Annotated in this window: 8 protein-coding genes; 7 read left to right on the top strand and 1 reads right to left on the bottom strand. The window is 36.7% G+C overall.

What is annotated here, in order from left to right; all coding sequences use genetic code 11:
* The first annotated feature begins 124 nt into the window (after positions 1 to 124).
* The 7 genes from ABI125_14800 to ABI125_14770 all read left to right on the top strand — a co-directional run bounded on the left by ABI125_14800 (position 125) and on the right by ABI125_14770 (position 10837).
* On the top strand, positions 125 to 1501 hold the full coding sequence (locus ABI125_14800; GenBank protein ID XCF05974.1) for a sugar porter family MFS transporter: 1377 nt from the start codon (positions 125 to 127) through the stop codon (positions 1499 to 1501).
* 2 nt (positions 1502 to 1503) lie between these two features.
* Positions 1504 to 2277 (top strand): SDR family oxidoreductase, encoded by a 774-nt coding sequence (locus tag ABI125_14795; GenBank protein ID XCF05973.1) that lies wholly within the window; start codon positions 1504 to 1506, stop codon positions 2275 to 2277.
* Between the two features lie 25 nt (positions 2278 to 2302).
* The gene (locus ABI125_14790; protein XCF05972.1) at positions 2303 to 3640 is read left to right on the top strand and encodes a hypothetical protein; all 1338 of its coding nucleotides are present in this window, start codon (positions 2303 to 2305) and stop codon (positions 3638 to 3640) included.
* 387 nt (positions 3641 to 4027) lie between these two features.
* Positions 4028 to 5044 carry a LacI family DNA-binding transcriptional regulator gene (locus tag ABI125_14785; protein ID XCF05971.1) on the top strand — a complete coding sequence of 339 codons (1017 nt, stop codon included), beginning with the start codon at positions 4028 to 4030 and terminating at the stop codon, positions 5042 to 5044.
* A gap of 44 nt (positions 5045 to 5088) precedes the next feature.
* Entirely contained in the window at positions 5089 to 8499 is a 3411-nt protein-coding gene (locus ABI125_14780) for a glycoside hydrolase family 38 C-terminal domain-containing protein (GenBank protein ID XCF05970.1), read from the top strand.
* A gap of 53 nt (positions 8500 to 8552) precedes the next feature.
* Positions 8553 to 9488, top strand: coding sequence for an ROK family protein (locus ABI125_14775; protein ID XCF05969.1), 936 nt, complete (start codon positions 8553 to 8555; stop codon positions 9486 to 9488).
* 47 nt (positions 9489 to 9535) lie between these two features.
* A complete protein-coding gene (locus ABI125_14770; GenBank protein XCF05968.1) occupies positions 9536 to 10837 on the top strand; it encodes a hypothetical protein in 1302 nt (433 codons plus the stop codon).
* Positions 10838 to 10914: 77 nt separating this feature from the next.
* Here ABI125_14770 and ABI125_14765 read toward each other — a convergent pair whose 3' ends face one another.
* Complete coding sequence (locus ABI125_14765; GenBank protein ID XCF05967.1) at positions 10915 to 13170, bottom strand: GH92 family glycosyl hydrolase; 2256 nt, start codon at positions 13168 to 13170, stop codon at positions 10915 to 10917.
* Positions 13171 to 13189: the final 19 nt, after the last annotated feature.

Here is a 13189-nt window from a genome sequence, read left to right as displayed (position 1 = left end):
GAATAAAGAAAGCCATTGGTCACTGCTGTTGGCAAACGCGTAAAGGTTATTCGTCTAAAAAAACATGGGTATTTTAAAAAAAAAGTTGTTCTTGATTAAATAGGTTTAAAATAGAAGTTTTTAAATGAATAAAGTTATTGTTTATAAATTAGCATTTATAGCATCCTTAGGAGGCTTTTTATTTGGTTTTGATACCGCAGTTATTTCTGGTACTATAAGTTTAGTGACCAAGCAGTTTCAATTGGATGCAGTTCTACAAGGGTGGTACGTTAGTAGCGCCCTTGTAGGTACTATTACTGGTACTCTATTAGCAGGCATTTTAAGTGATAAATACGGTAGAAAAGAAATGCTAATAGCATCAGCAATTTTATTTGGTATATCGGCTTTTGGCTGTATGATATCACAAAGTTTTCAAATTCTTATCGCTTACCGATTAGTAGGTGGTATCGGCGTAGGTTTAGCATCCATCCTATCCCCATTATACATTTCAGAGATTGCACCAGCGAAAATCAGGGGAAGTTTGGTTTCCTTATACCAATTCGCCATTACTCTGGGAATTTTGGTAGCCTATTTTACCAATGCATGGTTTTTAGATATCAGTGAATCCAATGGACTTGCAGATGTTTCTGAAGGGGTAAGAAAAGTGTTTGTTTCAGAAGTCTGGCGCATCATGTTAGGTAGCGAAACCATTCCAGCTTTTTTATTTTTAGTGCTTTTGTTTTTTATACCCAAAAGTCCGCGTTGGTTCTTAAGTAAGGGTAAAATAGATAAAGCCGAAAACACGCTAGTTAAAATAGTTGGGCAAAACGAAACAGAAAACGAACTGCAGTTGTTCAACAACACCAATAAAACTAAAGTAAAAATAAGCTCTATATTTAAAGGAGGCTTTAAAACAGCTTTGGTAGTTGGGGTAATTTTAGCGGTATCCACGCAACTCTGCGGTATAAATGCAGTTATCTATTACGGACCTAGACTGTTAGAAGAAGCTGGGTTGCAACTGGGAGATGCTTTGGGTGGTCAAGTAATTATTGGTATAGTAAACGTACTCTTTACACTAATTGCTATATGGAAAATAGACCAGTTTGGCCGTAAAAGACTGTTGCTCTTTGGTATTTCCGGGATTTTAATATCACTTATCGCCATAGGCGTTTTGTTTTATTTAGACGTAAATAGTCCGTACCTACTTATTGGTTTTATACTTGCATTTGTAGCGTGTTTTGCGTTTTCATTCGGCCCAGTGGTTTGGGTATTATTATCGGAGATTTATCCAACCAACATCAGGGGTTTTGCCATGTCTATCGCAACCTTTGCCCTTTGGATTGGCGCAACAGCAATAGGTCAGTTAGTACCGTGGTTGCTTGAAAATTTAAAACCCTATGGTACATTTTGGCTTTTCGCCCTATGTACCATCCCATCGGTGTGGATAGTTACTAAAATTTTACCCGAAACCAAGGGAAAATCCCTAGAAGCAATAGAAGAATTTTGGCTTAATAAAAAATAAAAATGTCCAGATTAAAAGATAAAGTAGCTATTATAACAGGTGCCGCAGATGGTATAGGACTCGCTATAAGTGAGGCTTTCGTTAAAGAAGGTGCCCGTGTTTTAATGGCAGATATAAACGAGGAAAAATGTCAAAAAGAGGCAGAACGGTTAGCTAATGGTAACAACACTGTAATACACATGCATTGCGACATAGGCAACACCAAAGCAGTGGAATCCCTGGCTGAAACCTGTATCAATACCTTTGGGAAAATAGACATATTGGTAAACAATGCGGCGGTAGCAATACCCGGTGAAGTTACTAAAATGACGGATAACGATTGGGACACCCTAATGAACATCAATCTAAAAGGAGCATTTCGAAGTATTCGGGCTTGTTTGCCTCACATGATTTCGGCCAAATGCGGTAGTGTTATTAACATATCATCTACCCAAGCCCATAGAAGTTGGGATAATTGGACGGCTTATGCCGCAGCAAAAGGAGGTTTACTATCTATGACTAACCAATTGGCAGGTCAATTTGGAAACAAAAACATTCGGTTTAACAGCATTTCCCCCGGTACAATTTTAACACCCTTATTGACTAAAAGAGTTGAAACCGAGGGCGAAGAATTTTTAAAAGCCTCTATAAATCAAGCATCTATGCTACGTTGTGGCAAACCCGAAGAGGTAGCAATGACGGCAGTATTCTTAGCTTCTAATGAGGCGGCTTTCATCAATGGAGATGATATTAAAATAGACGGAGGATTATCGACCTTGCCTAGATACTTTGAATAAATAATAACCACCAAACCTTTAAATTATGTGTAGATTTATAATAGCAATTACATTTTTACTTTTTGTTACTTCTTGTACAAAACATAAGAATGAAACTAAAATAGAAAAAGCCCCAAAGCTACAACTGGCTGAAACTATTTTAGCCGACAAACGTTTGGATTCTGTTCTGGCAAAGGCCAAACAAACCTTAAAACCAAAAGACGGGCGATTTCAGGCAGGTAGCAATTATGCTGAAACATGGGTGAGAGATTTTGCCACATTCATTGAAGTTGCCTTAGAAGTCAACCCCCAAGAGGTTATCAAAGAGCGGTTGTTGTTATTTTTTGATTTTCAAGGCGAAGACGGAAATATCATTGATGGCTATACCGAATTAAAAAACGATGGAGGTTATGAGTATAGATACTCTAAGACCGCACCCAATTATAAAGGCCACAAAAATACAGTAGAAACCGACCAAGAAGCGTCGTTAATATTGGCACTAGCAAGATACATAAAAGTCACAGGCGATAAAGATATTCTTAAACTAAACAAAAATGGGAAAACCATTTTAGAGCGTTGTGAAATGGCTCTGAACTTTCTTAAAGAAAATATGTACTCCGAAAAATTTGGACTTATAAAAGGTGCCACTACCATAGATTGGACCGATGTACAACCCGAAACCATTTGGGGTGTTTTTACAACAGAAGATACACATTGGTGTGTTGATGTGTATGATAATGCCATTTATGTACTAGCCATAAACGAATATTTAAAATGGATTAAGGAAGACCAAGAAAAATATAAATTTTGGACAAATGAAAAGGAGTTCATTACAAAAAATGTTAGAAAACACTTGTGGGATGAAAAACGTCAAAAATTCCTTCCTCATAAATACATAGATGACTCACCTTTTTCAGGATTTGATGAAGACGAAATCTATTATTTAGGGGGAACAATTTACGGTATTCAAGCTGGTTTTTTAAACGAGGAAGAAATAGAAACCTGCTACAAAAAAATGTTAGCTATAAAAGATTTGTCTGGCTCTATGACCGTGGCCATAATTAATTACCCACCATACCCTTACAAGAGTTTTGCTAATAAAGACACAAAGCCTTATATATACGTTAACGCTGCAGACTGGACTTGGTGGGGCGGAAGAACGATTGAAGCTATGATTGAGACAGGACATTTAGAGTTGGCCTATCAAGAAATTAGTCCATTTTTAGACCGCGTTATCAAAAACGAAGGTTTCTATGAGTGGTACTCGGTAATAGACCACCAGCCCCATGGCTCCAACACTTTTCTTGGCGCTGCAGGTGCTTTGGGTAAGGCTATTAATTTAATGAAAGCTGAAGCTTCAAAAATTAAAGAGAACAATAAATAGAAGAGTATTTGAAAAGTAAATGGCCCTGGCGTTGTTAAGGCTAGCCCAAGTTAAACAATTAATGTGGAGTAATGTTGAAACAGGGTTTGTCTATGAATTTTACCTCCCTGATAATCCATAGAAATTTATGCGTCATGGGTTCTCTTAGAAGAATACTGTTTTGTAGAAGTTGAATTGTGTTTTTAGGAAACGCATCCCAAACTATTAAGTTAAGAAATATTCAAGATTTTAATGCTGGATTGTCGTGAGAATTAATACCAATTTAAATCTCCCAATTAGAAGCTGTCAATATATTTATCTAGTTTCACTAAACAATTATATAAGTACTGTGCTTGATTATGGAAAACTTTTATATATTTGCTTAACCGGTTAAACTAGTACATTCACTTGAAAAGCATTTCCCTCAAAGATATTGCCGTAGCATTAAATCTGTCTAAGACAACAGTGTCTTATGTCATGAACGACAGAGGCGATGAAAAAAGGGTTAGCAAGGAAACACAAGATAGGATAAAACAGTATGCCGAAGCGCACAGCTACAAACCCAATCAATTAGCCAGAAGCCTAAGTTTAGGGAAAAGTAACATGATTGGCTTAATCGTGCCTAATATCTCAGATAGCTTTTTTGCTCAAATAGCAAGACGCATTGAAAAAAAAGCAGAAAAACTGGGTTATAACGTGGTGTTTAGTAGTACAGGCGAGTCCCCAGAAAGAGAATCAAAAATCATACAGTCTATGTTAGATAGGCAGGTAGATGGTCTTATAATCGTATCGAGTGAAAAAAACCACGACGATATTTTAAAATTAAAAAAAGGGAACTTTCCCTTTGTCATTGTGGGTAGAAAATACACCGATATAGAAACCAATGTTGTAGCCTTAGAAGATAAGGATGGTGTGACTTCAGCCGTAGAACTACTCATACATAACGGTAGAAAACACATAGGTTTTATAACCATTTCCATAGAGTTAGATTCTATAAAAGACCGCTTAAAAGGTTATAAACAAGCACTTAAAAATAAAGACATTACCTATAACACCAATGTTATTAAACACGTAACTTACAATGATGTAGAAGCCAGTCTTAAAGAAGCAATGCACGAATTGGTGCATCAGGAAAAAGTAGATGGAATTGTATTTGCTACACACTATTTAGCTGAAGAAGGGTTGCGCTTATTAAAACATGACAACATAAATGTCCCCGAAGAAGTAGCCATAGTAAGTTTTGGAAAAGATAGAGGTTTCGATTTATTTGACCCTCCCCTAACATCGGTTGATTTCCCCATAATAGAAATGGGAGATACCGCTGTAGACCTATTATTAGATGCTATTGAAAACAAAGTGGTAACAACAAAAAATATAATAATGAAAACCAAACTGGACATAAAGCAATCTTGTGGAAGCATTTAATTTTTATTTCAAAATTGCTTAACCGGTTAATCAACTAATACATCATGAAACTATTAAAATTTTTATGCGTTTTTACATTCTTGGTAAGTACGAGTTTAAATATTTCGGGGCAATCAAAATATTTAAATGGTTATGGCAAAGATATTTCTGGAGTTAATTTTGCATATCCCTCTCCGCATTCGTACAACGACCCGTGTTATTTAACAAGAGCCACCAAAGATGTAGGCCCTATGGAATGGGAAACAGTAGCCATTCCTCAATCATACAAAGGCAAAACAGTGTCCTTTATTTGGGTGTATGGGATGGATATTACACACAACCCTGAGGCATTTGATTTATCAATAAACGATAAAAAAGTTTTAACCTTTAAAAACCCTGTTACCACAGAGGAAAAGTCTAGAACCATTCATGGCGACAATGGTGTATCGCTCAACTTTATTCAATCTATGGTAGATTCTAACAGAGACGAAATGGGCTATGCAGTACTTACAATGCCAACATCAATGGTTACCCTTGGGGCTCCCGTAAAATTAAAAATTGGAAGTGTGCCCAACAATAGCAATGCATGGTATATGACGTTTAAAATATCTCCAAAAAATGACTTTAATGCGCATCAGTTAAAGGTTATTAAAAAGGAAGATGATAAGCTGTTTAATGTCATTCGTTTTAGTTTGGTGCATTTAGGAAAACCTATTAATGCTAAAGTATCGGTTGAAGGCAAAGCGAAAAAAGTAAAACTAAACACAGGACTTAACGAAATAGATGTTTTAGTACCAAAAGTTGAAAGCCCTAAAACTGTAGAGGCGCAAATACAATATGGTAAGTTAACCGAACAAATTTCTGTAGCATTACAACCAATAAAAGAATGGACGGTTTATTTGGTACAACATAGTCATACCGACATTGGTTATACACGACAACAATCTGAAATTTTAGCTGAACATCTAAGATATATTGATGATGCTTTGGACTATTGCGACCAAACTGACCACTATCCTAAGGAGGCTCAATTTCGGTGGACCTGTGAAGTGGCTTGGACGGTACGCGAATACATCAATAGCCGACCAAAAGCACAAGTAGAACGTCTTATACAACGCGTAAAAGAAGGTAGAATTGAGGTTACAGGGATGTTTTTAAACTACTCTGAAACTATTGATGAAACCGCCTTGGCGATTCAACTACAAGCCCTTAAAAAATTTAAAGCTAAAGGTATAGACGTAACAACAGCAATGCAAAACGATGTAAATGGTATTGGCTGGTGTATGCCAGATATGTACGAAGATACAGGAGTAAAATACTTGACCATGGGTGTTCATGCACATCGTGCCAGACTCCCTTTTAGTAAACCTACATCCTTTTGGTGGGAATCGCCTTCTGGTAAAAGACTCTTAGCCTACAGAAGTGAACATTATATGCACGGTAATGCATTAGCTTTGGTATCTGGAGAAATGGATGTATTTGGAAATAACTTATCCAAATACCTTGACGGACTTGAAAATAAAGACTATCCTTTTGACAGAGTAGCATTTCAATTTTCTGGATATACCACAGATAATTCCCCGCCTTCCACAAAAGCCTGTGATATCATTAAACAATGGAACGACACCTACGAGTGGCCAAAACTAAAATCTGCCTTAGCCAGCGAGTTTATGGTACACATCGAAAAAAACCATCCCGATGATATCGAAACAAAAAAAGTATCATGGCCAGATTGGTGGACCGATGGTTTTGGTTCTGCCATGAAAGAGACCAAAGTGCTTCGTAATAGCTACTCGCAAATGTTGGCTACTATGGGACTGTTATCTATGGTACAAACATCGGGAGGAGACATACCAGAACAAATACATGATGAAGTAAGAAACTGCTATGACAACCTTTTGCTTTACAGCGAACACACCTTCGGGGCCGCAGAAAGCATTAGAGACCCATACAATAAAAACACAATGGACCAATGGAGCCAAAAATCCTCTTATGTATGGTCTGCCAACCAACAGGCAAATTTATTAAGAGAAAAAGCCATAGGCTTAATTCAGCCCCATGTAAAAGTCCCTAGAGCACCATCAGTAACAGTTTTCAACACTTTAAATTGGTCTAGAAGCGGTATAGCCGAAGTCTTTATAGATTACGACATCTTACCTCTAGATAAGAAAACGAGCATTGTTGATAGCAACGGAAATGAAATCCCAACACAGATTATCAGACAACGTGCCGAGGGTACCTATTGGGCACTTTGGGTAAAAGATGTACCGCCTTTAGGTTATGCAACCTATACCATAAAGGTTTTAGATGAAAAAGCAACTTCAAAAGATTTAAAATTACCGGTTGCAGCTACCATTGAAAATTCTTTTTATACGATTCAAATTGACGAAGCTAAAAAAGGCATTACTAGTATTTATGATAAAGCCTTAAACAAAGAACTTCTGGATACGGAAAGTCAACACGCTTTAGGCTCTATGGTTTACGAAAGAATTGGCAACAGAAGAGACCTAGAGCGATTAACAGCCACCAGAAGAGACACTGTTTTTAAACCTCTAAATGAAAAACATTACGAGTTTTCGAGCTTCAAAATTGAAAAAATCACAGATGGTAACATCTGGAAATCTATTATTTGTAAAGCGCAACTTCCTGAGTGTGCCGATGAATCCCCGGGCATTACTTTAGAAATCCGACTGTACCATCATAAAAAAGAGATTGAGTTTTTATATAACATGAAAAAAATTGATATCATTGAACCGGAAGGTTTATATGTTGCATTTCCGTTTTCAAATAAAAATGCACAGTTGGTTTTTGAAGCCCAAGGTGGACTAGTTCGCCCGGGCATAGACCAATTAGCAGGTTCTGCTTCAGACTGGAATACCATTCAAAATTATGCCTCTGTAAAATCAGACGACTCACAAATCCTATTTTGTAGTGAAGATACCCCACTAGTGCAGTTTGGTGGTATAAATACAGGACGATATTACTATAAAAATCCCGTAAAAAACAAAGGCCATATTTACTCGTGGGTACTTAATAACTATTGGGTTACTAACTTTAAAGCCAGTCAGTTTGGAGAGCTAAACTGGAAATACCAAATAACCTCATCAGAAAACAAATCAAACACCTTTGCCACCAAATTTGGTTGGGGTAACCGCGTACCATTTGTAAGTAAAGCAAATAGCGGTAAAGAAAAATCGAAGAACAATCAAATATCAGAATCACTGATTGACCTCGGTTTGGTGGACAATTTACTATTAGTACATGCTCGACCAACAGAAACGAACGATGGTATTATTCTACATCTACGTGAAACAGAAGGCAACCATGCTATTTTAGATATTAACAAGTTTCTTGAAAACCCCGGCATCAGCGAGGTATATCTGGTAAACAGTTTAGGCGAAGAAATTGAGAAACTAACTGCTCCCTTCTTGGTAGAGCATTTTGAAACACGATTTATCCTTTTAAAAACAAAATGAAGCTAAAACGTAAAAATTAGAATAACAAATTAAACGCATTCTATAAAATTAAAATGAAAAATATAGCCATTGGAGTAGATGTTGGAGGAAGCCATATAAGTTGTATGGGTTTCGATTTAGAAAGCGAGCAATTACTGCCAGAAAGTTTTTCAGAAAGTCATGTGAATAGTCATGGTTCTCCTGATGAAGTAATAAAAGCATGGGGAAACGTCATAAAAAAAACCATCGATAAAATTGACGTAAATAACCTTGCAGGTATTGGTTTTGCAATGCCAGGACCTTTTAATTATGTAAACGGGGTTTCCTGCTTTAACGGGCAAAACGGCAAATACGAACATACTTACGGTATGAATGTTAGAGAACGGTTATCAGAATTTTTAAATCTATCCCAACCGGTTAAAATTAGGTTTATTAATGATGCCACTGCATTTGCGCTTGGCGAAGCCAAATTTGGAAAGGCCAAAACCAACAAATCCATCCTATCCATAACCTTAGGTACTGGGTTTGGTTCTGCTTTTATAAAAAGCGGAGTGCCTGTTGTAGATGGCAATGAGGTGCCACAAGATGGGTGCTTATGGCACTTACCATTTGAAAATGCTACGGCAGACGATTACTTCTCCACACGCGGATTAATCAACAGGTTTGAACAAAAAACAGGATATAAATGTAAGGGTGTAAAAGACATCGTAGCATTATGTGAAACAAATCCAGATGCCAAACAACTCTTTGCCGATTTTGGCAAAAACATAGGTGTTTTTCTAAACCCTTGGATACAAAAATCTAACATAGATGTAATAGTCCTAGGAGGTAATATTTCTAGAGCTTACCCTTTATTTGGGGAGGCTATGCAGACCTATTTTGATAGTGAAAATGTCTCTGTGGAAATCGTTGTATCCGATTTAAAGGAAAAATCGGCATTCATGGGAAGTGCTGTCTTAATCGATGATAAAACTTATGAAAACATACTACCCGTTTTACAAAAAATGTGATTACTAAATCTTAAACTCAAAGTTTGCACAAATAAACCTAATGATATATGAAATATTTAAATCTAATCGTGTTATGCTTTTTAATAGGCTGTAAACCAAATACAAAAAAAGAAAACCTTGTTTTAAAAAAACAGATTTTATCTAATGAGTACTTCGCTTTTACCAAACAAAAAGCTTTAGAAGTTGTTATGACGGGGTTCAATGCTGGCGATGGCTACGGAGAAGTTTGGATTAGAGATTACAACACCTTTATAGAACTCTCTGCCGAAGTATATCCAAAGGAAACTTTAAAGGAAAACCTTCGCGTGTTTTTTCGATTGCAAGGAAATGATGGAAATATTCTGGATGGTTTTATACCAAAAGAAAAAGCAGTACATACTGAGGATGGTTATACGTATTATGAAACCGATTTAGAGCCGACATATACGGGCCATAAAAATACAGTAGAGACAGACCATGAATCGTCGCTCGTACAGTCAGTTTATAAGTACGTCAAAAAAACAGGCGATACAGCATTTTTAAACGAAACCATTGGAGATAAAACTGTAATACAGCGTATGGAATGGGCTATGGAGTTTTTGTTAAACCATCGCTGGAGCGATAAACACGGACTAATTTGGGGTGCGACCACATCAGATTGGGGCGATGTACAACACTGCCACCCTTGGGGCGTTTACATTACCGAAGACACCAAATATGCTATAGATATTTACGATAATGCCATGATGCTAGTTGCACTAGATAATATGATGGCTATAGCCCCACAGTTAAAACAAAAGTGGCAACCTATAAGACAGGGTATCGCACAAAATACCATGAAACATTTATGGGATGATAAAAACCAAAAGTTTATACCTCATGTATATTTAGATGGTTCGCCTTTTCCAGAGAATTTTAACGAAAATAACATTTACTATCACGGAGGTACAGCCCTAGCCATAGAAGCCGGATTACTTTCAAAAGAGCAAATAAAAGTGTCTTTAGATAAAATGATTGCCAATGTAAACGCATCGGGAGCAGGGTCTATAGGCTTAACTTTATACCCAGCTTATCCTGAGGGCTCTTTCGAAAACAAAGGCATGTTCCCGTATAGTTACCAAAACGGTGGAGACTGGACGTGGTTTGGTGCCCGTATGATTCAGCAACTCATTGAAAATGGGTTTATAGAAGAAGCCTATCAACAATTACAACCCATGGTAAAACGCGTTAAAGATAATGATGGTTTTTACGAATGGTACACTATTGAAAACACTCCTGAAGGGTCTGGGACATTCCGTGGTTCTGCAGGTGTACTTTATAAAGCCATACAGCTATTAGAAAATTATGCAAATAATAAACCCATAGAATAAAAACATTTCCTAGAATTGTTGGGTGCATACGAAGAAACATATACCCCAATTGTAGATTTTGGGTATATGTTTTATAACTATTTAGATTTCGTTAATTCGTCATGTGAAATAAAATGATGATTGTAAGTATTGCCATTTACAAATACTTGATTTCTACCCCCAGATTGTTCTTTTGATAGAATAAGTTTGGAATTCTGATAATACATGTTGTTTAAATGAATGGTAACCTTATCAAATGTTGAAGGGAAAATAACATAGCTTGGTTCACTGGGGGTTACAGGATAAATTCCCATCATAGAAAATACTGCCCATGCGCTCATGGTACCTGTATCATCATTTCCTGGTAATCCATCTGGTGTGTTTTTAAAATAGGTTTTTAAAAGTTCCTGAACTAATGCATCCGTTTTGTACTCTTGCCCTTTAATATATTTGAACAGATATGGATACCCTATATCGGGCTCATTGGCCATATCAAAGTGTTTTTTTGTAAATACATTTTCCAGTTGGGTTGCAAACTTATGTTCGCCTCCCATGAGGTTAATTAAACCCTTTGTGTCATGCGATACCATAAAGGTATATTGCCATGCATTACCTTCTATAAAACCAACGTTTTCAACAAAATTAGCTCCATGTTCTGGATTGTAGGGTGTTAACCAGCTGCCATCTTCATTTTTTGGTCTTAATAATTTAAACTCGTCGCTATATAGCTTTCTGTAAGATAAGGCTCTTTCAGAAAATAACTTGTAATCTTCTTGTTTACCTAGGGCTTTAGATAATTGTGCAATGGCAAAATCTGAAATATTATATTCTTGAGTAGTAGAAACGGAGCCACTATGTGTAGTATTAGTTGTTAAATACCCTTTTTCAATATAATCTTTTAGTCCAGGCCTTAAAGCATTATTTTCAATTTGAGTAGCACTCTTTTTCATAGCTTCGTATGCTTTTTCAATATTAAAATCGGTAATGCCTTTTAGGTACGTATCAGCAATTATAATTCCTGCAGGGTCGCCAACCATGGTGGTGGTTTCGGTAGCATTAAGTTCCCATTTAGGTAACCATCCTGATTCATCGTAAATCTGCAACATGCTTTTTATCATGTTGGATTGCTGTTCGGGATATACCAAACTCATTAACTGGTGTAGATTCCTATAGGTATCCCAAAAAGAAAAGGTAGTATAGCGTGTGCCATCGGTTTTTAAAGTTTCCCGGGTTTTCATTTTGGGGTATTCGCCATTACTGTCATTTAAAGTATTGGGATGAATTAATGTATGATACAAAGCGGTATAAAAAATAGTTTTGTCATTCTCAGTACCGCCTTCAACTTCAATTTTGGATAAATGTTGGTTCCAATCATTTTTGGTGTCAGCTAAAACAGCATCGAACGTTTTATTTGCAGTTTCTTTTTCTAGATTTTCTCTGGCGTTTTCGATACTGACATAAGACACACCAACTTTCATTTCTACCACTGTAGGCGTTTTAAAATTGTAGCGCATATATGCCCCAATACTATCACCAACAACTTCTTTGGTATAATTTTCTTTTAAACGATTTTTTCCGTTATACCCCATCCATTTGCCTTCTACGCCATCATAACTTCTAGGGGTTTTCCATACACCAAAAGTATCTGCTGGTTTTGAAAAACGTGCCACAAAGTAAATGGGATATGCTTCTTCGGGTTTGTAATAACAAAAACTACCCACAGAGCGCATACCCTCAATTTCATAAGGAGAAACTACTTTTACCATGGCACCTTCTTCGTTAGTTAAGCCTAAACCTAAATTTAAAAGGATATTGGCATTTCCTGCGGGAAAGTGATATTTGCTCACACCAACTCGTGTGGTTGCAGTAGTTTCAACCTTAATATTGTATTTGTCTAGTGTATTGGTATAATACCCGACTGAGGCCGATTCTTTTGAATATGTAGATCCATAATTTAAGTGATTGGTTTCTAAATTTCCTATGGTTGGCATTGCTAAAATAACACCCAAATCAGGACACCCCACACCACTGAGATTGACATGGCTAAATCCTGTTAAAAAGGTGTTTTCGTGTACATAGGGTGTGGATAACCAACGGCTATCTTTTTCTAATGGTAAATTTTGCGGGCCAGCTACATTAAATGGAGATACGTTTGCCATTCCACGTACAGCAATAGGACCTGGGTTAGTTGTACCAAAGTTTGAAGTGCCAATAAATGGATTGACGAATTGCGTATAGTCTTTTGATGTGTTTTCAGTCTTTTGTTCTTCATCTTGTTTTGGATTATTTTTGCAGGCAGTTAAAGTTATAAATAGTACTAGTATAAGATTTTTAAGTAATTTAAATCGTAGCATATTCCTTTATTTTTTTAAC

This window comes from Tamlana crocina, assembly GCA_040429635.1.
GTDB classification, from domain to species: Bacteria; Bacteroidota; Bacteroidia; order Flavobacteriales; family Flavobacteriaceae; genus Flavisericum; species Flavisericum crocinum.
This window is presented reverse-complemented; position numbering and strand designations above follow the sequence as displayed.